Origin of the sequence: Erwinia sp. S43 (genome assembly GCF_016624745.1) — a bacterium.
GTDB lineage: Bacteria > Pseudomonadota > Gammaproteobacteria > Enterobacterales > Enterobacteriaceae > Erwinia > Erwinia coffeiphila.
In genome coordinates this window covers 206,099-231,712 of record NZ_JACVTX010000004.1, presented here as the reverse complement: position 1 = coordinate 231,712, position 25,614 = coordinate 206,099, and the positions used below count along the sequence as shown (strand labels likewise).

Below are 25,614 nucleotides of genomic sequence, written 5' to 3'. Positions count from 1 at the left end.
ATTCATAGAAACGCCAAATACTGTAAATGCATACAGTTCTATTTTGTGGTAGAATAACCCGTTGATATGAAATTCAGAACCAGGAGCTATTTTTAATGAGTAAAATTAGCAAGTTGAAAGTCATCGATTTATTTTGTGGTGCCGGTGGTTTGTCCTACGGCTTCATGAAAGGTGATAATAGCGCTCATTTTGAAGGTATTCTGGCACTTGATAATGATAGTGCTGCGATCAAAACCTACAATGCTAACTATGGTGAGCATGGTGTAGTCGCAAATATTGAGGAATGGATTGCTGAAAATCCCGTACCTGAAGCAGATATCGTTATTGGTGGTCCCCCTTGCCAGGGGTTCAGCTTATTAAATAAAAACCGTGATGGTGACCATCGTCGTGCACTTTGGGAACCTTACATGGATATCATTGAGAAGTCATCGGCCTCAGTTTTTGTTATGGAAAACGTTCCCGGGCTTTTATCGAGTGATGAGTTTCAGGATATCACGGTCCGTGCTGAAAGACTGGGTTTCACGCTTTTAAACCCTTCAATACTGAATACCGCTGATTATGGTGTACCTCAGACGCGTAAGCGCGCTATTGCCATTGGCATTAAGAAAGAGCGGTTTTCTCTGGATAAAGTATCAAACTTTCCGCCGTTGCCTTCGCATCAAAATCCGGATAAACCCGGTAAACTTCCTTCATGGCTAAACGTTAAAGATTTTATTAGTGATTTACCAGAACCCGTGGGAACAGAAATTCGGGACGTCCCACCTCCATTGGATCTCCACTTCGGTCGGAACCCAACTGCTCTGTCTCAGGAGCGTTATCGCGCTGTTCCGATAGGGGGTAACAGATTTGACTTGCAAAATAACAGGCCAGATATTACCCCTGATTGTTGGATTAGAAAAAAATCCGGTGGTACGGACCTCTTTGGACGCTTATGGTGGGAACGCCCTTCCGTTACCATACGTACAGAATTCTTTAAGCCTGAAAAAGGACGTTATCTCCATCCGGAAGAACATCGTCCAATAACACATCGTGAAGCTGCCCGGTTAATGAGTTTTAATGATAGCTTTGTTTTCACAGGTACTAAAACAGAAATCGCTCGCCAGATTGGTAATGCGGTTCCTCCTGTTTTTGCTGAAAAAATAGCTAGTTATGTTATTCACTTGATGGAATGCAGAATTCAAAATGGTGCGAAGATCAAAGAAGAACGAACCGGAAACGCTGCGTAAACAGCTTGCAGTATTAATTGCTGATTTTGAGAGCAGATTATTAGAAAGTTCTTTGCGGGAGCAGGTTTTGGCTCTCGTACCTGCAACTCACGTGTTACGTGATTTAGGGAGCTCTCTTATTAATGATGAAGGCTGTAATTCTGCGCGAGAGCGTATTTTGGCATATCTAATGAAATACCCAAGGGAAATTATTCATGGCGATGAATTAATGATAGTCGCTGGGATAAGCGAATATGCAAGGAGGATAAGAGAATTAAGGGTTGAATTTGGTTGGTCAGTATTAAGTGGTAATACACTTAAAGAAATGATCGAGCAACAGGAAATTTCTATAGAAGATCTCAATGTCAGTGACATTAGCTGCCTCAAAACTGATATTTATGCACTGATGTCTTCTGAACAAGATAGAGAAGCTGCGCTCCGTTGGAATGAAGTCAATGAACTTCGCCGTACTAAGGTTTCAACCAAGGAAAAAATACTGACCTATCTGAGGAAGAATGTTGGTCGCCCGGTAACGGGTGAGGAGTTGAGATATTTAGCTAACGATAGTAAGGAGTGGGCTCGTCGTACCCGCGAATTACGCACTGAGGATGGCTGGCCGATTGCAACTAAAAATTCCGGTCGCCCGGAATTGAATGTAGGTGCCTACCTGCTTGAAGAAGATCGGCAAGCGGAAGTTCATGATAGAAAAATACCCGATCCTGTCCGAGTCAAAGTGCTGGAACGAGATCGCCATGCTTGTCGAATCTGCCAATGGTCCCATATAAGAAAAATTCCCGGAGATCCAAGGACTTTTCTTGAATTACATCATATTGAACACCATGCTGACGGTGGGGAAAATGTGTTAGGAAACCTAATTACACTTTGTAATGTTTGCCATGATGATGTGCATAGAAAAAAAATCTCAAACAATTTTTTATTTGAGTTGATTCATTCTGAATGAATCTGCGTTACCTAACCAACAGTAACCTGACGAAAAATTATGATTATCGTAAGGAAAAAACGGTGCTGATACACCGTTTTTCGCAAAGCTCAAATCATCAAGCCTTAGCCTCAATCGCGGTTACCGACTTACCATCCTGCTTTGTCTGCGGACGCACCGAATACATGATTGCCACCGAAACAAACAGTGATACCGCCATCAGCACAAACGACAGGCTCGGGTTGCCGGTCAGGCCGTTCAGTAATCCCACCAGCCAGGCACCGGTAAAGGCACCCAGCGCGCCAAAGCTGTTGATCAGGCCCATTGATACACCGGCCACGCTTTTTGGCAGCAGTTCGGGGATCAGCGCAAAGAACGGACCGTAAGGTGCGTACATACAGGCGGCAGCAAGAATTAACAGCCCGTAGGAGATCCAGAATGAATCACTGCCCAGCAGCCACGAACCGGTGAAGGCCAGTCCCGCGACCAGCAGCAGCGGCCAGACAAACAGTTTGCGGTTCTGAATTTTGTCCGACAGCGTTGAGACAATCAGCATCAGCACGATCGCGGCCAGGTAAGGCACGGCGGCCAGCCAGCCAACGGAGACGATATCGCGATTGGCGCCTGCCTTAATAATCGACGGCATCCACATCATAAAACCGTACACGCCAATGCTCCAGAAGACGTGCACCAGGCACAGGCAAATCACGTTGCGCGAGGTGAAGGCTTCGCGGTAATTTTTTACCGGCTTGATGTCCTGCTGTTCGGCGGCCATCGCCTGTTCTAAATCACGCTTCTCGCTCTCTGACAGCCACGACACCTGTGACGGCTTATCGCGCACCGCCCACCACCAGAAAAAGGCCCAGGCAACCGCCGGGATACCTTCGATGATAAACATCTCGCGCCAGCCCCAGGCCTGGATCAGATAGCCGGAGAGAATCGACATCCACAGCACGGTCACCGGATTGCCGAGTATCAGGAACGTATTGGCCCGCGAGCGCTCACCTTTAGTAAACCAGTTGCTGATAAAGATCAGCATCGCTGGCATCACCGCCGCTTCCACCACGCCGAGCGTAAAGCGGATAATCATCAGCATCGGAATATTCGCCACCAGGCCGGTGGCGGCAGCCAGTGCTCCCCACAGCAGCAGGCTGACAAACACCAGTTTGCGGACGCTGCGTTTTACGGCATAAACCGCGCCGGGAACCTGAAAAAAGAAGTAACCGAGGAAGAACAGGGCACCTATCAGCGATGAAATATTCTTGGTAATCCCCAGGTCCTTATCAATACCGGCCGCGGCGGCAAAACCGTAGTTGGCGCGGTCAAGATAGGCAAGACTGTAGGTAATGAATATTATCGGCATTAAATAGAGCCAACGTTTTTGCGATAGTTTGACGTTTTTACTCATTGGGCATCCTGGTATCAAATAACGTTTATTTAGCGACGATGGATTGCTACCCATAGACACATCACCTTCAGGCATTCCACGGTCTTTTTAGCGGCAGGCAGCGTTTACTGTTACCGATAACAGTAAATAACATGACACAACGGATGCGCGACAAACAGCGCAGTTGATGGATTTAAAACAGAGTTGTGATAGCGCTTAGAAAGTTTGGAACATGGATAAGTAACATGCGGAAAGTGGGATTGCAGGGAAGGGCGCATTGATGAACGCGCCCTGGGGGGCCGGGTGGGTAATTGGTGGCTAACCCCGCTAGTCCCACCCCCCCACCGGCAGCGAATACTTCAGTTCAATTTCCGGCGCGCCCGCAACATAGCGATTGGATGCCGCCATCAAATACCCGCCCATTTCCTCGGCGGAAAGACTGATATGAAGATTCGTCTCATCCTTAAACCACTCATTCGGCCAGAACATCAGATCGGAGGGGTTCGCCGTAAAGTTTTTCTCCAAAAGACGCAGTGCAAAGTCCACATCGGCTTCGCTACCTTCCGCCTGATAAATAAATGTAATGAGCTGCACCAGTTCTTCCCAGGTTAAATCCTCATAGAATTTTTCCTGATTAAAGGCGATTTTGGTGAACTGTTTTGCGCTGGTCCAGGACGAAAAATCCCTGAAATTTGAATACGCATACGGATTCGGAACCTGGCTATTCCACTCAGCAATAAACGCATTTAACGTTTCGTCATTTTCATCTGAACCGGTATCAATCATCGTGAGGATCTCGTCGGCTTTTTCGGCCAGCGCTTTAATTTTCATGCGGCTGGCTCGGACGGGTTTCATACGGGCGGGGAGTGGCATTTCAGGGTTCCTTGTTGAAATTCAAATTATCCACAGAGGCGGGAGCAGTTTTAGCGCCTACGATCGTCCAGCCAGAGGAGGAAAACATTAACCATACAGCAACGCCGCCAGCGCAATCAAAGCGGGAATCGACTGCACGTAAAGGATCTTCCGGCTGGCGGTGGCTGCCCCGTAGATGCCGGCAATCATCACGCAGCTGAGGAAAAACAGCTTAAACTGGAATCCGCCCTCGCCAAGCCACAGCCCCCACAGCAGACCGGCGGCCAGAAAGCCGTTGTACAGTCCCTGATTCGCCGCCAGCACGCGAGTGCTGCGGGCAAACTCCTCGCTCAGATTAAACGCCCGGCGGCCGGTTGGGGTATCCCACAGAAACATCTCCAGGATCAGGATATAGATATGTATTGCCGCCACAAGGGCGATAAGCGTATTGGCTAGCATGGCGTGTCCCGGTCAGCGCGTTGTACTAAAAGTATAGGCAATCCTTGTTCACTGCTGCACAAAGTTGCACTCCTTGGGTTTGATACGGCGATATTTTCACCGATGACCCTATTAAACTGAGTGAAATAGCCTGACTAAAATCAAAATAAATATCACCCACCTCACAAAATTCCCTTATTCATTTCCGCTAATTACCCCGTCAAAAATAAGCGTCACATCACAGTTATTCCACCTTTTGAGAAGCAAGTCTCATTTTATTATCCGCAATAACAAGCGGTTTCCCCCTGGCGGAGGAAACCGCTTCTCTTTTCGCTTTCGTTAATCCGCTTATTATGTTGCCAGGACATGCTGAAGACAAAAGTGGAGACGTCGCAATTATGTTGATTGCCAGAGAGAACATTTTTCTGAATAAGAATTTTAGTAGTAAGGGGGAGATATTTCAGTTTCTGTCGCAGCAGGCAGTTGAGCGGGGCTGGGCGGCGGATGCAGAAAAAATAGAGGCGGATTTGTGGACCCGCGAAAATCAGTATTCCACCGGGTTTGAAGGCCAGATTGCCATCCCGCATGCCAAAACGGTCAACGTGACCGAGGCGGGGGTGATCTTTATCCGCCTGCAGCAGGCGCTGGACTGGGAAAGCCTGGACGACAGCCCGATAAAAATCGTTTTCGGCCTGTTCGTGCCGGAATCCGGTGCGCAGCTGCTGCACCTGAAAATTATCAACAGCCTGGCCAGCCAGATCGTCGAGGACGACTTCCGTCAGCAACTGTTTGATGCCAAAAGCGAAGATGAACTGTTCAACTACATGCAGTCGCGTGTGGTGATTGAGGAGGACGCATGAATATTGTTGGAGTCACTTCCTGCATCGCCGGCCTGGCCCATACGCCAATGGCGGCAAAATCGCTGGAAAAAGAGGGCGCAAAGCTGGGCCACAACGTCAAAGTTGAACAGCAGGGTGCGATGGGCATGATGAACAAGCTTTCCCCGGCGGACATTAGCGCTGCCGATTTTGTGCTGATTGCCGCCGATCGATCCATAGAAGAAGAGGAGCGTTTTGAAGGGAAAGTCATAATCCGGGTAAAAATTGGACAGTGCGTCAGCCACGCCGCTGAAGTCATTAAGAAATGCGTCGCCGCCGTTGAAGAACGTAAAAATAAATAACTCTGGTGATCCTATGAAAAAAATAATGGTGGATATAAAGAACCATCTGATGACGGGTATTTCCTTTGCCCTTCCGGTGATTATTGCCGGTTCACTGATGGTGGCCGTAGCAAAAATTATCGGCATTGCCTTTGGTGCTTCCGATCTTAATCAGTTTGCCGACGTGCAGGGAATTAAAAACTGGCTGTATCAGACTCAGGAAATAGGCTTCAAAATAATCGGGCTGATGAATTATATCCTCGGTGCCTATGTGGCCTATTCCATCGCCGGGAAAAAAGGGCTGGCGGCCGGTTTTGCCGCCGGGCTGATCGCCTCCATCACCGGTTCCGGCTTCCTCGGCGCGGCAATCGGCGGCCTGCTGGCGGGCTACTCCTCCGACTGGGTGGCACGCAAGGTGCGGATCACCGGCTCGGCGGCGACCTCGGTGCCGTTGATTATCCTGCCGTTTATCACCGTTGGCCTGCAGGTGCTGGTGATGCTGCTGCTGCTGGGCGATGCCCTGAGCTGGCTGAACAGTTCGCTGATGTCCTGGGTGCAGGAAATGACTAAAGACGGCACCAGTACCGTGGTGTTGGCGGCGGTGCTCGGCGGCATGATCTGCTTTGACCTCGGCGGCCCGGTGAACAAAGCAGCGTGGGGTACGGCGAACGTGCTGTTCCTCAGCGGCGTGTATCTGCCCGCTATCCTGGTCAACGTGGCAATTATTATCCCGCCGCTGGGCTATGCCGCCGCACGTTTCCTGCGCCCGGCCAACTACAGCCAGACGCTGAAAGAGGCCGGTAACGGCTCGGTGATTATGGGCATCCTCGGCATCTCCGAAGGGGCGATCCCCTTCACGCTGAAAAATCCGGCACGCCTGATCCCGCTTAACGTTTTTGCCGGTATCGCCGGTGCCATGACCGTGGCCCTGCTGAAAGCCTATCCGATTATGCCGCCGCTGGGCGGGCTGTACGGCGGGTTTACCGTCGGTAACGCCTGGGCCTACTTCGCCGGGGCGCTGGTCGGCACGCTGGTTATCGCCTTCGGAGCCAACCTGCTGGTGAACTTTAACGACGAACCGACGGGCAGCGCGCAGGCCGATGACTTTGCTGCGGACAGTATCGAAATCAAATTTGATTAATGACCCGAGTGGTTTAGGGACGACGTAATGAACAAGAAAACCGTACATGTTTATACCCACACGCACTGGGACCAGGAGTGGTACTTCACCACCTCGCGCTCGCGTATTTACCTGTTCAGCCATATTAAAAATGTGCTGCGCGTGCTGGAAGATAACCCGGATTTCCCCAGCTACCTGCTGGATGCGCAAAGCTCGCTGATTGAGAGCTATCTGCAGTGGGCACCGGAAGATCGCGACCGCCTGCATCATCTGATTGCCGAACAGCGCCTGATTACCGGCCCGTGGTACACCCAGACCGACCAGTTGGTGATCCATCAGGAGTCCGTAGTGCGCAACCTGTATTACGGTCAGCGCATTGCCGCAGAGGCCGGTCACAGCCTGCCGCTCGGCTACGTGCCGGACTGCTTTGGCCAGGGCGGCAACATGCCGCAGATTTATCGCCAGTTCGGCATCCGCCACGCGCTTTTCTGGCGCGGCATTGCCGATAACACCCTGCATGAAACCGAGTTTCTCTGGCAGGGTGATAACGGCGACAAGGTCTTTGCCGTGCAGATGCCGTGGGGCTACCACTACGGCGGCCTGATCGACGAAACGCCGGCGACCATGAAGGCGTTTCTCGACGAAAAAATGGCACCGATCGAAGCTCGCAGCACGCGCCAGCATCTGCTTTATCCGCACGGCTTTGACCAGGCCCCGGTGCGGGAAAACCTGCCGGAGCTGGTGCGTTCGTTCAATGAATGCGACAGTGCCCGCCACTACCAAATCAGCAGCCCGCTGGAGTTTGTGCAGGCGGTGGAAAACGAGTCAGGCGGGGAAGTTCGCGTATTGCAGGGTGAGCTGACCGAGGGCAAACACTCCCGCGTGCACAAAACCATCTTCTCCTGCCGCGCCGACCTTAAGCTGCTGAATAACGAAGTGGAAGCGCTGCTGGTCAACACCCTGGAACCGGTACTGGCGATCGGTCGCGGCCTGGGGCATGACTATCCGTCGCGCATCGTGGCGGATATCTGGAAGCTGATGTTTTATAACGCCGCACACGACAGCATCGGCGGCTGCAACAGCGACGACACCAACCGCGATATCGCCTTCCGCTATAAGCAGGCGCGCGATCTGGCTACCAATCTGCTGGAGTCGGCCACCCGGCAGATTAGCATCCGCATTCCGCGCGATCACGACTACAGCTTTACCGTGTTCAACCCGCTGCCGAACCCGGTCACGCAGCAGATCACCTTCGAGGCGTGGCTGCCCGGCCTGCCGTTCACCCTGCGGGATGCCGACGGCAATGCGCTGCCGTGCGTGATTGAAGAACAGGAAGATCTGACCCAGTACGTGCTGAATCAGACCATCCGCCTGAACCCGGGCAAACCGTATCACCGCCCGGAAAAAGTGTTCCGTACCCGCCTGACGGTGGCCGCCCGCGATCTTCCGGCGCTGGGCTACACCCGCTGGCATCTGGATTTCGCCGCCGACGGCATCAGCTCACGCCAGGTGGATGCCGGGACGGTGATTGAAAATGCAGCCTATCGCATTGAAGTGGAGGGCAACGGCCTGCTGGCGATTACCCACAAGGCCAGCGGCAAGCGCTATCAGCGGCAGATGCTGCTGGTGGAAAACGGCGACGACGGCGACTCCTACAACTATTCGCCACCGCGTCAGGACATGTTCATCACCTCGGAAAATGCGCTGGTGCAGGCCAGCCGCCAGCAGGACGATCTGCGCCAGACGCTGCATCTTGAGTATCTGCTCTCGGTGCCTGCCAGCCTGGAAGAGCGAGCGCAGGGTATTGCCAGTTCACCGATGAAAGTGGCGGCGACCGTCACCCTGCAGGATGACGATCTGATCCGCTTCAGGGTGGACGTGGAAAATGATGTGCTGAGTCATCGCCTGTGCGTACACTTCGCCACGGATATTCTGGCCAATGTCTCCTGCGCGGATCAGCTGTTTGGCGTCGTCACCCGGCCGGTGCAGCTCAGCAACGCGCTGGCGGTGTGGGAAGAGGAAAACTGGCACGAGAAGCCGATCGCTATCGAGCCGATGCAGAGCTACGTCAACCTGCACGACGACCAGCACGGTTTCACCCTGCATACCAACGGCGTGCGCGAGTATGAAATCGTCGGTGACGGCTTTGATACCATCGCCGTAACGCTGTTCCGTACCTTCGGCTATATGGGCAAAGAAAACCTGCTGTACCGCCCGGGCCGCGCCTCCGGCGAGTCGGTGATTGCCACGCCGGATGCTCAGCTGCTGGGATCGCTCTCGTTCAGTTTCGGCTGGCGCATCCACAGCGGCAGCTTCAACCAGGGGCAGCACGCAAGGGTGTCGAAGCAGCTGCTGACCACCTTCCCGGTGTATCAGGACAGCGATTTTCTCAACGGGCGTCTGCGCTTCTGCCTGAACGATGAAGTGCGCGACTACCCGGAAACGCTCAGTCTGCTGACGTTGCCGCACGGCGAAAACGATGCGCTGATCAGTACGGTGAAATGCGCCGAACAGGAAGAGGGCTACATCGTCAGGCTGTACAACCCGAACCTGGAGCAGGCCGTCGCTCTGCCGGATCTGGCGAATGCTCGCCCAGTGATGCTGGATGAACGTACGCCGATGCCGGTACGCCAGCAGCTGCAACAAAACGATGTCCAGACGCTGTATATCACCAGGGATTAAGAGAGAAATATGAGACTGTTCACCAATAAACGGGTCAGAGATATTTTCGTGCAGATTGCCAAAGGTCCGGCGACGCAGGCGTTTCTTGCCAAAGAGATGAACGTGTCAACGCGCACCATTCGCAGCGATCTGAAAGAGTTAAGCGATATTATCCCCCGCTACGGCATCAGTCTCTTATACGATCGCAAAACGGGGTTTGAAGTGAAATGCGACGACCCCGCCAGCTATCACGCGCTGCTGGAAGAGTCCGACAGGCCGGTCAACCAGACCCGATCCGCGGCGGATCGCAGAAAGCAGCTGATGGCGCTGCTGCTGCGTCAGCAGGGATACGTGGCGCTGGAAGAGCTGGAGTCGGACTGGTTTATCAGCATCTACAGCCTGAAAAACGACGTGGCGCTGCTGAAACGCCACTTCTCTTTCTATCAGATTGCGGTGAACGCGGTGGGGAACGAACGATTAAGGATCGCCGGGGATGAAGTGAATATCCGCCGCTGCATCTACGATCACCTGCTGCGCTCAACGGAAACCGAAAGCGACTACCGCGAGCTGTTTGCCTGCGAAAGCGCCTTCTCCGAAATCAAAAATGCGCTAAGCCAGCTGCTGGTGAATAACCAGCTGCGCTTTAGCGACGTGAATCTGCGTTCTTTTACGCTCTGCTGCGGCATTGCGTTGGAAAGAATACGCGGCGGCAACTGGCTGCTGGATTACGATTTTAACCAGTGCGACACGCTGTGGAAGCCCATTGCGCGCCAGGTTCTGCAACTGCTGCTGGCGGAGCAATCCGGCAGCGTACCGCCTGGTGAAGTTAACTATATGGCGATGAACCTGTCGGCCTTCTGCTCGGTTAGCGGCGACAGCGATCTGCCGGATCGCTGCTACGATGCGGAACTGACGGTGATGAACCATTTCTTAAGCTACGTCAGTTCCGTCTGGTACTGCGACGTCAGCTACGACGAGCAGTCGAAAAAGAACCTGCTGAATCACATTAAGGCGATGCGCACCCGGGTGAATCACGGCATCACCATTATCAACCCGCTGCTGGATCAGATTAAGCGCCACTATCCGCTGATGTACGAAATGACCCTGACCGCCTTCAGCGAGCTGGATAACTTTTTCACCGGCAAGCTGAGCGACGATGAAATCGGTTATCTGGTGATGCACATTGGCGCGGTGCTGGAGGATACCCTCTATCAGCATCAGGGCAGCGCGGTCAGTGCGCTGATCGTCAGCGATCAGGGCATGGCCTCTACGCGGATCGTCAGCCAGCGGATCGTACGCATGTATCCCAATATGGCGATTGGCGAGCCGATCTCCGTTCAGCAGTATCAGGCGATGGAAAACATCGCCGAGGACGTGGTGATCAGCATGGTGCCGGTGGCGGAGAAAAACCGAAAGGTGATTAATCTGCCCGCGCTGCCGGAGCGCTGGCAGCTGGAGAACATCAAATATTACCTGACCAATCATCGCTCCCCGGCGGATACGGTGATGAACTATTTCTCTCCGGCGCATTTCTTTATTTTTGAGCAGTCCGAACATAACAAGGACTCGCTGATTGAGTTTCTTGCCCGTCGGCTGGAGTCCACCGGCAAGGTGGACGCCCGCTACTTGCCGTCGGTGGCGGAGCGTGAAGCCCATGCCTCCACGCTGCTGGCGGATAAAATCGCTATTCCTCACCCGATGGGGCTGGTGGCCTCCACCACCCAGGTGACCGTGGCGGTATTCCCGCAGGGCATCGAATGGGATGCGGGGAAAGTAGTGAAATTAGTGTTCATGCTGGCAATCAGTGAAGACGCCTTTGTCGATAGTATGATTATTTACGACTATCTGACCAATATTCTCGATGATGACATTATCGATAAATTAAGCGCGTCCGGCACCTTTGCCGATTTCATGTGTTTATCCGGGAGGTATTTCATCTAATAAAGAAAGGCAGAGTCATAAATGTTGATGGCAAATTAAATAATAAAAACCCAATCCGATTAAAATAAGAAAGGAATTAATAATGAAATTTAATCATTATCTCTGTAGTCTATTCCTGTTTTCCGTTCCGGCTCTTTCTGCAATCACCGTGGATACGCCGGAAGGTAGCCTGAAGTTTTATGGCGACGTGGAGTTTAACGTGGATGCCGCGAGTAAGACCGGCCAGTTAACCTCGCTGCGTACTAATTCAGGCAATAACTGGAATGCCGGAAATACCGAACGCTGGGACGTCAATGGCCGTATTTTACTCGGCGTGGATGGCTATCGCAGCGTGGCGAATAATAAGTTTGCCGGATTCACCGTCCAGCCGCTGGCCGATCTCTCCGGTAATATGAATCTTGACGATGCCGCCTTCTTCTTCGGTCAGGAAAAAGACTGGAAGGTGAAAGTGGGGCGCTATGAAGCCTTCGATATGTTCCCGCTTAACCAGGATACGCTGATTGAGTATTCCGGTAATACGGCAAACAACCTCTACGACGACGGCTTCGGCTACATCTATATGATGAAAGAGGGCCGTGGCCGCAGCAGCGCCGGTGGCGCTATCCAGCTGAGCAAAACGAGCGGGCCGTTCTACTTTGAGCTGAACACCTTCGCCAGCGACGGCACCAAACTGTTCCAGGATCAGGCCTATCACGGCAACGCGCTGGAAAATAAAAAGAACGTCATCTATCTGCGTCCGATCGTTGCCTATACGGTAAATGACGTCACCGCCGCCATCGCCATGGAAACCAACGTGGTGAGCAATGCCTACGGCTACAATGATGCTAACGGCAACTTTAACGACCAGTCAAAACGCAACGGCTACGGTGCCACCTTCAGCTGGAACGGGCAAAAATCTAATCCGGACGATGGGGTAGTATTTAACCTCAGCACCGCCTATCTGGATGCCACCGACGAGAAAGACTTCAGCGCCGGAACCAACGCCCTGTGGCATGATTTTGAGCTGGGCTATATTTACGCGAAAAACGACGTGCAGAAATTTAATTTCGCTAATACCGACATCGTTAATGCCGATGAGGTTATTCTGGGTAAATATGATATTCACACCGTGCATGCCTCATACCGCATTCGCAACGTGATGGAAATGGATAACTTCGATGTTTATTTAGGCGCCTACTGGTCCAGGCTGAGCATGGATAACGAGCAGGGTGATGATAAAGATCGCTATGGCGCTCGTGTAAGATTTAAATATCACTTCTAATTAAAATAACCGTTTTCCCGTGCGCGCTGTTCATCAGTGCAGGACGCTTGCTGCCTGAATAACGGTGGCGCACGGGAATGTATTTCACAGCAGGGGACATTATGCATTATCTCGGTCTGGATATTGGCGGCACCAAAATGGCGGCGGTGGTGATGAATGCCACGGGCGAGGAAATAGCCCGCTACCGACGCACCACGGTAAAAATCGACTATCCTGCATTTATTGATGAGCTGTGCGATTTCGTGGCGGAAATACGTACACAGAGCCAGCAGTCATTATCGATGGGTATTGCGCTACCCGGCGGTATTTCCCCCGCCAGTGGCAAAATCAAAAACTCCAATATTCTGGTGCTTAACGGCCAGGATCTGAAAACCGATCTGGAGCAGCGTCTGGATACAGCGGTGGTGATTGCCAACGATGCTAACTGCTTTGCACTGTCGGAAGCCTGCGATGGAGCAGGAAAGGGCGCAGAGGTGGTATTCGGCATCACCCTTGGCACCGGCTGCGGTGGCGGGATGTCGGTTAAGCAGCAGATATATACCGGGGCGTGGGGCAACGCGGCGGAGTGCGGTCATATCACCCTGCCGGACTACGCCGAACAGCAGGATGGCCCGCTGGCGATCTGCTACTGCGGCAGGCAGAACTGCGTGGAGTCATTTGTTTCCGGCACCGGGCTGGCGGAGCGCTACTTCCGGCTGACCGGCGAGCAGCGCTCGGCCCCGGGTATCATCCGGCTGGCGCAGCAGGGCGATCCGCAGGCGTTACAGCAGATAGCACGCTTCAAAAGTCAGCTGGCGCGGCTGCTGGCGACGATCGTTAATATCGTCGATCCGAACATCATTGTGATCGGCGGCGGGCTGTCGAATGAGCCGCTGCTGCTGGAGGGGCTGGCGGAAGCCACCGGCGAGCGGGTGTTTACCGACCGGTTCCTCACTCCGATCGTGGTGGCGCAGCACGGCGACAGCAGCGGTATGCGCGGCGCGGCCTGGCTGGCTATTCGCTCGCAGAATGACCGTTCTTTTGCAGGCTGACGGTTCTCTTGCCGGACGGTTAATGGTTCACCGGCTGGCTGCTCGCTCGCGGCGGCGGCATAGCTTAGAACAATGACGAATTTGCGTTCGGACAGAAACAGGGTAGTGATAGCGTTTTACTTAGCAAAAGGAGCACGCGGTGAGTCACGGAAACCTGGCAACGCTGGCCGCAGATTTACCCGCCGTCTGGCGGTCAACCCTCCTCGGCAGCGTCGGCAATGCCAATATCAAACTGATCAAAATGGGCGGCGAGGGGATTCCTGAAGAATCCCACGCCGAATTTGATGAACTGCTGGTGGTTATCGACGGTGAAATGCCGCTTATCGTCGGGGATAAGACCGTCTTGCTCAGCCCCGGCGACTATTATCTGATCCCGGCAGGAGCAACACATCGGGTGCCGCCGGGCAGCTATGGCACGTTGCTGCTGGTAGACAGGGAGTAATGCGAGTCAGCGAACGACAGCTTAGCCGTTATCCATATTTTCCAGAATACGGCAGGCGATCTGATTCAGCTCGATGAATTCCAGCCAGCTGTACTGCTGCTGATAATTCAGCAGAAACTGTTTTTCCACCTGACAAATGAGCGGACGCGTAGCATAAATCGCACAGCGTTTTGTTCCCATCTGATAGTGACGGCAGATGCCGTCACCCCGATCGAGAAACTGTGTTTCGCTGGCCCGGTTAACGTGGCGGCAGCAGGCACCGCACTGGTTACAGGGAAAGTCCGGCGTCAGCGTCACAGCGTGTTTAACCAGTCGCGCACCGAGGCGGTACTGCCAGCTTCGAAAGGCAGCTCAATCTTACGCCGCTCCACTTCAGCCTGCAGCAGCAGCCCACGCTCAACCTCGCCGTTGACCGCAGCCAGATGCCGGGAAAACTCCGCTAATTCAGCGGTATTAATGGCAAACTCCAGAGCCGACAGTTCCAGCAGATAACGGTCCAGTTCAGCATTCACCCGCTGATAGTATTCCAGCGCTTTCTGACTCTTATCTTTGAAGGCGTCCAGAAACGCCCACACTTTCTTCATCATCGAACTGTGTTCGAGGAAGTAGTTCATCACCAGCGTCAGCAGGCCGGTAGCCAGCGCGCTGCAAAATGCGGCCAGTTCGGGCCCGAAGGGAAACAGAAACATTTTGTTCAAAGCTTCATTCACGATGACCCCGGCGACAACTGCCAGCCCGGCAGCAAGCAGCTTACTGACCGCTTTTGCCAACTGCCCCGGCGGCAGCCCTTCGGGGTTAAATACCATGACTTTGAAGGCCTGCACCAGACTGTTCCACATCTCACGGATCAGCCGCACTATCGATCGCTGCGTGGTAAAGACGATATTCAACAGCGTGGTGGTTACGCTTGAAAGCACTCCGCCGATGGCACCGTCTTTAAAGGTGGTGAGAAAAACATGGAATTTCGCCTGTATCCGCGCCCAGACGGCACGCAGAGCGTCGCCCATATCGGAGAGTAAATTCCCGGCATTGAAGGCGTGGCGATGGGTATCAATCATCGCCGGAATGCGTTCCCGAAACTCAAACCAGATTTCGGCCAGAACCAGTCCCAGCATCTGGCGGGTACCCATGCGCAGACCATTGTTCAGCGCGGCACCGGCTACGTTTTTGGCAAATTTGCTGCTGCCGTAATAGGCCTCGTTGACGGTACTTTCGTATTTTTCCCGCGCCTGCCGGTCAGCGTCTTTCATTCGTTCAAAATCGGCAGCAGCTTTATTTTCCAGCTTGCTAAGATGTTTTTGTTCCTGCTCGCTGAGGGCGGGTTTACTGCGCAGTGCCGCAATCTCTTGCGTGGTCGCCTGATGCTGTTTTTGCAGCACCGTAACGAAATCCGCCATCGTCTTCGCTTTTTTTGACTTGTTAAGCGATTCATTGGTAAAGGTCAGGTTGCTGGCATCGTTCGCCAGATCGGCACCGTCCTGCCCGGCAAGAATCCGTCCCGCATCGTGATGGATCTCGTGAGCGGCAATAATATGGTCGAGGTTTTTGACATCCTCGGGGGCAAACTGTTTACCGGTATAGGTATCGGTTAGCGTGCCCGCTTCATGCTGGCGCTTACCTTCTCGGTTAGTGGCGATATAACTTTCGTGGCGGTGATAGTGGTGTGAATCATAATCGCCGCGTTGTTCATAACGCTGGCGCTCCGCCTCTGTCGCATAGATACCCTGGCGAGCATTGTGAATGGTGTTAACATCACCACCCTGCTGGTCGTTCAGCAACAGAAAATCAAGCCCGAATGACGTGGTCAGACTTTTCACCACCGTCTGATGCAGTTCTTCGGCCCAGTCGAATTCGGTTGTGCTCATGGCATTCAGTCCCTTATCAATCCGGGCCTTTGCGGCCCGGTCAGTAGGTTAAGCGTTAATCTGGAACTGAACGAAATCGGTACCCGATTGTTGCAGCGCGGCATCCAGCTCGTCGTTATTCAGCACGTTCATGCCATCGCTATCCACCTTGAGCTTGATTGCACCATTCTCTATCACGGCTTCCCCGTCGCTGGTTTTCATCGGTTTAAACAGCGGTGTGGTGATCACGTCGGCCATGATCGCGGCCAGCTTATAACCGTTCCCGATGGTCCGGATAATGTCTTCAGACAGGCCGTCTGCCGCTTTCGCCTGCGTTCCTTCGCTGGCAATAATTCGTTGATGCATCTCTTTGAGCGGCGCGAAATAGTGCTCGGTGAAGATGTCATGCATTTCGGAGATCAGCAGAGAAATACTCTCAGCGTATTTTCTGACTTCTACTAATTTTTTGATAATCGAGGACATTTTTTCTACAGCTTTGTCAGCTTCTTTCACGGATTTGCGGGCATTCTCGAGCGCTTTGTCAGCATGGCTGTCATAGGCCCATCCGGCAATGGCAATCAGCGGTGCCACTACAGCTCCGCCCAGCACCATCGCCCCGCCGGCCATCCCCCAGCCGCCAGCCGCCAGCGATCCGCCGCCAATCGCCGCCATGGTGGCGTTATAGGCTGCCGCCCCGGAGAGGGCGGCAATTGGCGTGCCGGTTGACGCGGCAGCAAACGCCATGACCCCGCCGTAGACCGCAAAACCTGCCGCTGCACCCGATGCACCCGCACCCAGTACGGTCGTCATATATTCGGTGGCGGAAATCGCCAGATTTTGCATCTTGCTGATACTGTGCTGCGGTATGCTCAGCTTGAGGTCTTTATGGCCCTCTTTTTGCAGGCGGGCCAGCAGCTCTTTGGCCACTCTGTTGAATTCATCAAAATCCTTACCGATAGCAAGTTCTTTCATGCCCAGCGCATTGAGTTTATCCGTACATACCCCACGGGTATATTCAAGGTGCTTTTCTCGATTTTCATATCGACTTTTAGCGCTGGCCAGCATCTTGTCGGCTTCCGACTTTTTCTGATAACCGTCATAGGCTTTTTTACCGCCAAACGCGGACGCTGCCGCAGCAACGCCAAGAATAATAAAGGGTAGGGCCATACTAACTCTCCTGTGTGTATGTCTGCGTTTACCGAAAAACTACTCCGCTGCTTAGGCAGACGGTAACGGCTCGTTCCCGGCTAAGTAGTCGTGAAGCATGTTAACAAGGGTGGTTTTCAACCATGCCGGCTCCAGTATTTCAATATTGGGAAGCCAAAACAGAATGAGCGGAATAATCTGGTTCTGATGTGCAGCCCGGCAGAGCAGCGTAATACTGTGCCGATCTTCTTCCACCAGCTGCTGCTGGGGCAGCAAATCTCGGCGCTGGAAATAAACAGCGATGTTCCGTTTCACTTTGAGGCGGACTTCAAACGTCTCCTCACTAACCCAGGGATCCTGATGCTGATTAATCAGCGCCAGCGTGGCTTTATCAACGGTGAAATGTTCTTTTCTGATATCCAGCCAGTTAAGCTGACTCAGCGCAAACGATTTAAGTTTGCCGTTTTCGGTGGCCTGTAAATACCAGATACTCTGCTGATTAGTGAGCTTATAGGGATGAATAATCCGCGTTTTATTTTTATAAACGATCTGGCAGACGCTGTTCTTGTGAATTGCTTTTTCAATTAAATGCAAATAACGCTGTAGGTCGACTTTAACGCTATGCTCCGCACTGACGGGATGAACCTGGATGTGATTTGCAGCGACGCGCATCTCCAACTTCTGCCAGAACTCGTCGGGGCGTTCCGGGAACCAGGTATCGGCGCTCATCAGATCGGCCAGCGGTTGATGCAGGCCAACGCCGATATTAAGCGGGCGCGGTGAAATCAGACGGTATTGTCCGTCAGCGCAGATCTCCACAATCGAAGAGAGTGCGTTCAGATCGCGATACACCGTACGCTCGGTAATATTAAATTTTTTCATCAAAGCATGCCGGTTTACCACACCTCGCGTATGTAGTTCCGAAAGAATATCGACCAACCGATCTGCCGAGCGGCTCCTTGATGAAGTTGTCATGGTATCCTGCCATTCACTGTGCGTAAGACGTACATTGTGCATACGCGACTGACATCATTTGTCAGTCACTTTACCAGTACACATTTTTTTGTCAGATAATTGCGGGATTATTGTGAAGAAAACATTATTGATGGTAGCCATTATTTCTCTTTCCGCCTGCGCGACGAAAAAGCCATCGCCAGATCAGGCACCGATTGGATTCGCCAACCCGGCTTCCGTTTACTGTAAAAATCTGGGGGGCAGGCTGGATATCGTAAAAGAAGAAAAAGGGGAGGTAGGCTACTGTACGCTCCCGAACGGAGAGCGTATTGAAGAGTGGGCGCTGTACCGCAGAGCCAGATAAACGTTTGTGCCGCAGCAACAGCCAAAGGCCGGATCTCAGTATCCGGCTAACAGCTCACGCCTTGCCGTTTCAGCCAGAAAGTGGCTGCGATCGCGGTAATCCCCTAATTTTCCCCATCTTTATCTCTCCCTCTACTAAAACAACGGCAAACATGCCTGGCTCCATCACGGACATATCTCCGTCAGTCGGCTGCGAGTTCCCAATAGTAATTGTTCTTTTTGTGATCCAGATTGTAGTACAACTTAAATAATTAGTACTACAATCTGGCGCATGGCAAGGCGAACACGATCACGTTTGTACTGCAATCGTGAGGGAAAAACGGGCATTCAGGGTAAAGTAACTCGGGACAACGACTCAAAGGACACACCATGACCCTGAATAAAACCGACCGCCTGATTGTGGAACTGGGCCGACAGATCGTCGGCGGAAAGTATGTGCCTGGTGCATCGCTACCGGCAGAGGCCGAGCTGTGTGAAGAGTTTGAAACCTCACGCAACATCATTCGCGAAGTGTTCCGTTCGCTGATGGCGAAACGGTTGATTGAAGTGAAGCGCTATCGCGGCGCCTACGTGGCACCGCGCAACCAGTGGAACTATCTCGATACGGATGTATTGCAGTGGGTGCTGGAACAGGACTACGACCCGCGACTGATTGGCGCGATGAGCGAAGTGCGAAACCTGGTAGAACCCTCTATTGCCCGCTGGGCGGCGGAGAGAGCCACTTCCAGCGACCTGGCTCAAATCGAACTGGCGCTCAATGAGATGATCGCCAACAACCAGGATCGGGATGCATTTAATGAAGCGGATATTCGCTATCACGAAGCGGTACTCGCCGCTGTGCATAACCCGGTACTACAGCAGCTGGGTGTGGCCATCAGTTCGCTACAGCGGGCCGTATTTGAACGCACCTGGATGGGCGATGAGGCCAATATGCCAAAAACGCTCCAGGAACATAAAACACTGTTTGATGCCATCCGCCATCAGGACAGCGATGCGGCAGAACAGGCGGCGCTGACGATGATCGCCAGCTCAACACGAAGGCTAAAGGAAATTACATGACATCTCGCTACATCGCCATTGACTGGGGTTCGACCAACCTGCGTGCCTGGCTCTGCCAAAACGGCACAGCAACACAAAGCAGGCATTCGCAACAGGGCATTACGCGCCTGAATGGTCAAACCCCGCAGGCGGTGTTAGCGGAGTTGACCCACGGTTGGTGCGACAGCGACACGCCGATAATCATGGCGGGCATGGTCGGGAGCAACGTCGGCTGGAAAGAGGCTCCCTACCTGCCTTTACCGGTGACGCTTAACGGTATCGGCGAACGGTTAACCCACGTTACCGGCCAGGTGTGGATCGTTCCTGGTCTGAGCGTCAATCGTAGCGACAACCATAACGTCATACGCGGGGAAGAAACGCAGCTTCTTGGCGCGTATCAGCTGGCCCCATCCTCTCTTTACGTCCTGCCGGGCACCCACAGTAAATGGGTGCAGGCCGACAGCGAATGTATCAAAGATTTTCGTACCCAGATGACCGGTGAACTGCACGATGTTCTGCTGCGCCATACGCTGGTGGGCGCGGGCCTGCCTCCGCAGGTCATCGCCCCGCAGGCTTTTAGCGAGGGGCTGACGCGTGGCCTGAACGATCCTGCCGTACTGCCGATGCTGTTTGAAGTTCGCGCTGCGTACGTGCTTGGCGCACTGCCGCGCGAGCAGGTCAGCGAGTTTTTATCCGGCGTGCTGATCGGCGCCGAAGTGGCTGCGATGGCCACTCTGTACTCCGGCCAGCAGGCCATGACGCTGGTAGCGGGAGCGAATCTGGCCGCACGCTATCGGCAGGCGCTGGACGCCATCGGACGAAACGTCACGGTGGTGGAGGGCGACACGGCATTTCAGGCAGGAATAAGGAGCATCGCTTATGCAGTGGCAATCTGAACTACCGCTTATCGCTATATTGCGCGGTATCACGCCGGAAGAAGCGCCGGAGCATGTTGGGGCGGTGATCGAAGCCGGTTTTGACATGGTTGAAATTCCGCTGAATTCCCCGCGCTGGCAGCAAAGTCTCCCCACTATCGTGGAGGAGTTTGGCAACAGAGCGCAGGTGGGTGGAGGTACCGTACTTCAGCCGGAGCAGGTCGATGTACTGGCGGCGATAGGCTGCCGCCTGATCGTCACGCCGAATACGCATCCCGGGGTGATCCGCCGTGCGGTGGAGCACGGCATGACGGTCTACCCCGGCTGTGCCACCGCCACCGAGGCTTTCACCGCGCTGGAGGCGGGCGCGCACGGGCTGAAAATTTTTCCGTCATCGGCGTTCGGTCCGGATTATATCAAGGCGCTGAAAGCGGTCCTGCCACCCGACGTGCCCGTCTTTGCCGTGGGTGGCGTTACGCCGGCAAATCTGGCGCAGTGGATCGGCGCGGGCTGCGCCGGTGCCGGGCTGGGTAGCGACCTGTATCGCGCCGGTCAGCCTGCGGCGCAGACCGCACGGCAGGCAGCGGCATTTGTTAAAGCGTATAGAGAGGCAGTGCAATGAAGATTACCAAAATCACGACCTGGCGTTTGCCCCCGCGATGGATGTTTCTGAAGATCGAAACGGATGAGGGCGTGGTGGGCTGGGGCGAACCGGTTATTGAAGGGCGTGCCCGCACGGTGGAAGCAGCCGTACACGAGTTGGGCGATTACCTGATTGGTCAGGATCCTGCACGCATTAACGATCTGTGGCAGGTGATGTACCGTGCGGGGTTTTATCGCGGCGGCCCGATCCTGATGAGTGCGATTGCCGGCATTGACCAGGCCCTGTGGGATATCAAAGGCAAAGTACTGAATGCGCCGGTCTGGCAGCTGTTGGGCGGGCAGGTGCGAGACAAAATGAAGGCCTACAGCTGGGTGGGCGGCGATCGCCCGGCGGATGTCATTGACGGCATCAACCGGCTACGTGCGATCGGTTTTGACACCTTTAAGCTAAACGGCTGCGAAGAGATGGGCATGATCGACAGCTCCCGCGCGGTAGATGCAGCGGTGAACACCGTAGCGCAAATTCGTGAAGCCTTCGGCAATCAGATTGAGTTTGGGCTGGACTTCCACGGTCGGGTCAGCGCGCCGATGGCAAAAGTGCTGATTAAAGAACTGGAGCCGTATCGCCCGCTATTTATTGAAGAACCGGTCCTGGCCGAGCAGGCAGAATATTATCCCCGGCTTGCGGCGCAGACCGCCATTCCGATTGCCGCCGGTGAACGCATGTATTCCCGCTTTGAGTTCAAGCGCGTGCTGGAAGCCGGCGGCCTGGCTATTTTGCAGCCCGATCTGTCCCACGCGGGCGGTATTACCGAATGCGTTAAAATTGCCGCAATGGCTGAAGCCTATGACGTCTCGCTGGCTCCACACTGCCCGCTGGGTCCGATTGCCCTTGCTGCCTGTTTGCACGTTGACTTTGTTTCCTATAACGCCGTCTTCCAGGAGCAAAGTATGGGCATTCACTACAACCAGGGTGCCGAACTTCTCGACTTTGTAAAAAATAAGGAGGACTTCGCGATGCAGGGCGGATTCTTTAAACCGTTAATGAAGCCGGGACTGGGTGTGGAAATTGATGAAGCCAAAGTCATTGAAATGAGTAAAACCGCGCCGGACTGGCGAAATCCACTCTGGCGTTTACAGGATGGCGTGGTTGCTGAATGGTAATAAAAAATTAAATATCCTTCCCTTTAATTTATTTAAGCAAGATCACCGTCCGCAATAAAACGGGAATAAAAATGAGCGAATATAGCAACGCTTTTGCAGAAATAATAAAGCGTAAAGACTGGCAGAACCTGGTTATTACCCATCTTAATCGATTACCTGCACATGCGCGGATGAACAGCTGGCGCAGTGAAAGTGATGCCCGTGATAATACCCCTTCACCCAACCGCCGCTGCCTCAACGGCCAGTGGGAATTTACCCTTTATAATAGCCCGGAGCAGGTTCCGGCCCGCTGGCTGGAATACAGCGATGAAACGGTAAATAAAACGCCAGTCCCCTCTAACTGGCAGGTGCAGGGCTACGATGTTCCTATTTACACCAACGTCACTTATCCCATTAACACCACGCCGCCGCAGGTTCCGCAAAATAACCCGACGGGCTGCTATACCACTACCGTTGAAATAGACGAAAGCTGGCTGGCTGAGGGCGTCGTGAATATTATTTTTGACGGCGTGAACTCGGCGTTTCATTTATGGTGCAACGGCAACTGGGTGGGCTACTCGCAAGACAGCCGACTGCCGGCGGAGTTTTCTCTGAATCAGTGGGCGAAGCCGGGTAAAAACCGGCTCTGCGTGATGGTAATGCGCTGGAGTGTAGGTACCTGGCTTGAAGACCAGGATATGTGGCGGATGAGCGGAATTTTCCGCCCGGTTTGGTTACAGCATCGGCCCGCCGCTCATCTTGCCGATGTGATCATCAGCCCGCATCTTAACGAGGATTTCGATAGCGGCTACCTGCACATTCAGGCCACGTTGGGCGGCGATGTTAGTGAACCCGAAGCCTGGGCGGTACAACTGACGCTCTGGCAGGGCGAACGGGTCTGCGTGCAAAAAATCGTTCCCTTTGGCACGCAAAAAATTGATGCCCGCGGTCCGTGGCGCGAGCGGTTGGACACTCGCCTGACGCTGGACAGCCCGCTGCTGTGGAGTGCAGAGCAGCCACACCTCTACCGCCTGACGGCTACGCTGCTGGACCCACACGGCCAGGCCGTGGAGAGCGAAGCGTGGAATACCGGTTTCCGCCGTGTGGAGATTGCTGACGGTCTGCTGAAAATCAACGGTAAGCCGCTGTTGATCCGGGGCGTTAACCGCCATGAGCATGACCCGGCGCTGGGGCAGGCGGTGGATGAAGCTTCAATGCTGCAGGATATCCTGCTGCTGAAGCAGAACAACTTTAACGCCGTACGCTGCTCGCATTACCCCAACCAGTCCCGCTGGTACGAACTCTGCGATGAATACGGCCTGTACGTGGTAGATGAAGCAAACATTGAAACCCAGGGGATGATCCCGATGCGTCGCCTGGCGGAAGATTCGGAATGGCTCCACGCCTTCTCCGCCAGGGTCACGCGGATGGTACACAGTAACCGCAACCACACCGCGATTATTATCTGGTCGCTGGGTAACGAATCCGGCATCGGCAGTTCGCACGAGGCGCTCTATCACTGGGTGAAGAAAAACGATCCGACGCGGCCCGTGCAGTATGAAGGCGGCGGTGCGGCTACGTCGTCGACCGATATTATCTGTCCGATGTATGCCCGGGTCGATCAGGACCAGCCGTTCCCGGCGGTGCCGAAATGGGCCATCAAGAAATGGATTGGCCTGCCCGGCGAACAGCGGCCGCTGATCCTCTGCGAATATACTCACGGCATGGGCAACAGTCTGGGGGGGATTGAAAAATACTGGCAGGCTTTCCGTCAGTATCCGCGCCTGCAGGGCGGTTTTCTCTGGGACTGGATGGATCAGGCGCTGATCCGCAAAGATGAAAGCGGCGTGCCGCATTACGCTTACGGCGGCGATTTTGGCGATACGCCGAACGACAAGCAGTTCTGCCTGAACGGGCTATTGTTCCCGGACCGCACTCCACATCCGTCACTGCATGAGGTGAAGTACCTTCAGCAATATTTCCACTGTCGCCTGCTGAGCAGCCAGCCGCTGGAAATTGAAGTGGCCAGCGAATACCAGTTCCGCACCAGCGATAACGAAACGCTGTTCTGGTCGGTTCAAAGCCGGGGCGTGGATGTGGCACAGGGAGAAATCACGCTGAATATCGCCCCGGAGGGCCACGTCCGACTGACGCTACCCTGCGATATTTCAGACTTCAGTCAGCTAGCCGAACTGAGCTTAATGCTGGAGATCCGCCAGCCGAACGCCACGCCGTGGAGTGAAGCGGGGCACGTGGCTGCGTGGCAGCAGATCGCGCTGCCGTCCGACTGGCTGGCGCTGCCGCCGAGGATACGCGGTGATGTTCAGCTTAGCGAAGAGGGCGAGTGCTATTACGTCACCGCCGGTAGCCGCCGCTGGGCATTTAACCGCAAGCAGGGGCTACTGACGCAGTGCTGGCTGGAAGGTGAACCACAGCTGCTGACGCCGTTCCGCGATCAGTTTGTGCGTGCGCCGCTGGATAATGACATCGGCACCAGTGAGCTGGGCCAGGAGCAGCCGGATGCCTGGGCCGTACGCTGGCGTACGGCCGGTCTGTACGACATGGAGAGCGAGTGCATCAGCTGCTCGGCACAGCAGTTGGAGGACAGCGTGGAAATCGTCGCCGATCTGCATTGGAGGGCCAACGGCAGGCTGGCGATTGCCAGTCGCTGGCACCTGCGGTTCGACGGAGAAGGCCAGCTGCATCTGACGGTGGAAGGCAGCCGTGCTGCATCACTGCCGCCGCTGGCGCGAATTGGCATAACCGCGCAGCTCGCGGATCGCCAGGCACCGGTATCCTGGCTGGGTAACGGTCCGTGGGAAAACTATCCCGACCGCGCCGCCTCCGCACGTTATTCCCGCTGGACCTTGCCGCTGAAGGCGATGACCACGCCCTATATTTTCCCCTGCGAAAATGGCCTGCGTACCCACACTCGGGAGCTGAGCTGGGGCGAGTTTCATCTGTACGGGGAGTTTCATTTCTCCCTGCAGCGCTACAGTACCCGGCAGCTGAAGGCGGTCGATCACCGGCATTTACTGCGCGAGGAACCCGGCGTTTGGGTCAATATCGACGCCCGCCATATGGGGATCGGCGGAGATGACTCATGGACCACCAATATCGTGCCGGAAGCGGATCAATTAACCGAAAAGAACTGGCGCTACAGCGTCACTATCGCGTTCTCACAACAACAATAATTATTATCCGATCGTAA

23 protein-coding genes are annotated in these 25,614 nt (G+C 54.1%); 16 read left to right on the top strand and 7 right to left on the bottom strand.

Annotation, left to right across the window (positions count from 1 at the left end):
- Positions 1–95 precede the first annotated feature (95 nt).
- A complete protein-coding gene (locus IBT47_RS07360) occupies positions 96–1,226 on the top strand; it encodes a DNA cytosine methyltransferase (RefSeq protein ID WP_200559964.1) in 1,131 nt (376 codons plus the stop codon).
- Positions 1,183–2,166, top strand: coding sequence for an HNH endonuclease (locus IBT47_RS07355; protein ID WP_200559963.1), 984 nt, complete (start codon positions 1,183–1,185; stop codon positions 2,164–2,166). The genes IBT47_RS07360 and IBT47_RS07355 overlap by 44 nt, the downstream gene beginning before the upstream one ends.
- A 97-nt stretch (positions 2,167–2,263) precedes the next feature.
- Here IBT47_RS07355 and IBT47_RS07350 read toward each other — a convergent pair whose 3' ends face one another.
- From IBT47_RS07350 to IBT47_RS07340, 3 genes are all read right to left on the bottom strand, one after another.
- Positions 2,264–3,553 (bottom strand): MFS transporter, encoded by a 1,290-nt coding sequence (locus IBT47_RS07350; protein WP_234471763.1) that lies wholly within the window; start codon positions 3,551–3,553, stop codon positions 2,264–2,266.
- Positions 3,554–3,859: 306 nt separating this feature from the next.
- Entirely contained in the window at positions 3,860–4,405 is a 546-nt protein-coding gene (locus IBT47_RS07345; RefSeq protein WP_200559962.1) for a hypothetical protein, read from the bottom strand.
- Positions 4,406–4,492: 87 nt separating this feature from the next.
- On the bottom strand, positions 4,493–4,843 hold the full coding sequence (locus IBT47_RS07340; protein WP_105590898.1) for a DUF1304 domain-containing protein: 351 nt from the start codon (positions 4,841–4,843) through the stop codon (positions 4,493–4,495).
- 377 nt (positions 4,844–5,220) lie between these two features.
- Here IBT47_RS07340 and IBT47_RS07335 point away from each other — a divergent pair, with 377 nt between their 5' ends.
- The 8 genes from IBT47_RS07335 (at position 5,221) to IBT47_RS07300 (ending at position 14,437) form a co-directional block, all read left to right on the top strand.
- Positions 5,221–5,682 (top strand): PTS sugar transporter subunit IIA, encoded by a 462-nt coding sequence (locus tag IBT47_RS07335; RefSeq protein ID WP_072046265.1) that lies wholly within the window; start codon positions 5,221–5,223, stop codon positions 5,680–5,682.
- Positions 5,679–6,002 carry a PTS fructose transporter subunit IIB gene (locus tag IBT47_RS07330; RefSeq protein WP_105590900.1) on the top strand — a complete coding sequence of 108 codons (324 nt, stop codon included), beginning with the start codon at positions 5,679–5,681 and terminating at the stop codon, positions 6,000–6,002. Before IBT47_RS07335 ends, IBT47_RS07330 begins: the two co-directional genes overlap by 4 nt.
- A 13-nt stretch (positions 6,003–6,015) precedes the next feature.
- Entirely contained in the window at positions 6,016–7,122 is a 1,107-nt protein-coding gene (locus tag IBT47_RS07325) for a PTS fructose transporter subunit IIC (RefSeq protein WP_200545473.1), read from the top strand.
- A 27-nt stretch (positions 7,123–7,149) separates the two neighbouring features.
- Positions 7,150–9,783 (top strand): mannosylglycerate hydrolase, encoded by a 2,634-nt coding sequence (gene mngB, locus IBT47_RS07320; RefSeq protein WP_200559960.1) that lies wholly within the window; start codon positions 7,150–7,152, stop codon positions 9,781–9,783.
- Positions 9,784–9,792: 9 nt separating this feature from the next.
- A complete protein-coding gene (locus IBT47_RS07315; RefSeq protein WP_200559959.1) occupies positions 9,793–11,703 on the top strand; it encodes a transcription antiterminator in 1,911 nt (636 codons plus the stop codon).
- Positions 11,704–11,785: 82 nt separating this feature from the next.
- Entirely contained in the window at positions 11,786–12,964 is a 1,179-nt protein-coding gene (locus tag IBT47_RS07310; protein ID WP_200545476.1) for a carbohydrate porin, read from the top strand.
- A 101-nt stretch (positions 12,965–13,065) separates the two neighbouring features.
- A complete protein-coding gene (locus IBT47_RS07305) occupies positions 13,066–13,995 on the top strand; it encodes an ROK family protein (protein WP_200559957.1) in 930 nt (309 codons plus the stop codon).
- A gap of 139 nt (positions 13,996–14,134) precedes the next feature.
- A complete protein-coding gene (locus IBT47_RS07300; RefSeq protein ID WP_264546812.1) occupies positions 14,135–14,437 on the top strand; it encodes a cupin domain-containing protein in 303 nt (100 codons plus the stop codon).
- A 21-nt stretch (positions 14,438–14,458) separates the two neighbouring features.
- On the opposite strand, the gene IBT47_RS07295 is transcribed toward IBT47_RS07300, so the two are convergent.
- Genes IBT47_RS07295 through IBT47_RS07280 form a run of 4 tightly spaced genes read right to left on the bottom strand, consistent with a single transcriptional unit; the run spans position 14,459 to position 18,402 of the window.
- Positions 14,459–14,734 carry a YkgJ family cysteine cluster protein gene (locus IBT47_RS07295; RefSeq protein ID WP_200559956.1) on the bottom strand — a complete coding sequence of 92 codons (276 nt, stop codon included), beginning with the start codon at positions 14,732–14,734 and terminating at the stop codon, positions 14,459–14,461.
- The gene (locus IBT47_RS07290) at positions 14,731–16,302 is read right to left on the bottom strand and encodes a cobalamin adenosyltransferase (RefSeq protein WP_200559955.1); all 1,572 of its coding nucleotides are present in this window, start codon (positions 16,300–16,302) and stop codon (positions 14,731–14,733) included. Before IBT47_RS07290 ends, IBT47_RS07295 begins: the two co-directional genes overlap by 4 nt.
- A 48-nt stretch (positions 16,303–16,350) precedes the next feature.
- The gene (locus IBT47_RS07285) at positions 16,351–17,448 is read right to left on the bottom strand and encodes a chemotaxis protein (protein ID WP_200559954.1); all 1,098 of its coding nucleotides are present in this window, start codon (positions 17,446–17,448) and stop codon (positions 16,351–16,353) included.
- A 51-nt stretch (positions 17,449–17,499) separates the two neighbouring features.
- On the bottom strand, positions 17,500–18,402 hold the full coding sequence (locus tag IBT47_RS07280) for a YafY family protein (RefSeq protein WP_200559953.1): 903 nt from the start codon (positions 18,400–18,402) through the stop codon (positions 17,500–17,502).
- A gap of 112 nt (positions 18,403–18,514) precedes the next feature.
- Between IBT47_RS07280 and IBT47_RS07275 the strand changes: the two genes are divergently transcribed.
- From IBT47_RS07275 to IBT47_RS07250, 6 genes are all read left to right on the top strand, one after another.
- Positions 18,515–18,745, top strand: coding sequence for a DUF333 domain-containing protein (locus IBT47_RS07275; RefSeq protein ID WP_264546810.1), 231 nt, complete (start codon positions 18,515–18,517; stop codon positions 18,743–18,745).
- Between the two features lie 368 nt (positions 18,746–19,113).
- Positions 19,114–19,803 (top strand): D-galactonate utilization transcriptional regulator DgoR, encoded by a 690-nt coding sequence (dgoR, locus tag IBT47_RS07270; protein ID WP_200545478.1) that lies wholly within the window; start codon positions 19,114–19,116, stop codon positions 19,801–19,803.
- Positions 19,800–20,678 carry a 2-dehydro-3-deoxygalactonokinase gene (locus IBT47_RS07265; RefSeq protein ID WP_200559952.1) on the top strand — a complete coding sequence of 293 codons (879 nt, stop codon included), beginning with the start codon at positions 19,800–19,802 and terminating at the stop codon, positions 20,676–20,678. Before dgoR ends, IBT47_RS07265 begins: the two co-directional genes overlap by 4 nt.
- Positions 20,662–21,279 carry a 2-dehydro-3-deoxy-6-phosphogalactonate aldolase gene (locus IBT47_RS07260; RefSeq protein WP_200559951.1) on the top strand — a complete coding sequence of 206 codons (618 nt, stop codon included), beginning with the start codon at positions 20,662–20,664 and terminating at the stop codon, positions 21,277–21,279. Before IBT47_RS07265 ends, IBT47_RS07260 begins: the two co-directional genes overlap by 17 nt.
- Positions 21,276–22,424, top strand: coding sequence for a galactonate dehydratase (dgoD, locus tag IBT47_RS07255; RefSeq protein WP_105590909.1), 1,149 nt, complete (start codon positions 21,276–21,278; stop codon positions 22,422–22,424). Before IBT47_RS07260 ends, dgoD begins: the two co-directional genes overlap by 4 nt.
- Positions 22,425–22,495: 71 nt before the next feature.
- Positions 22,496–25,597 (top strand): beta-galactosidase, encoded by a 3,102-nt coding sequence (locus IBT47_RS07250; protein ID WP_200559950.1) that lies wholly within the window; start codon positions 22,496–22,498, stop codon positions 25,595–25,597.
- The last annotated feature ends 17 nt before the right edge of the window (positions 25,598–25,614 follow it).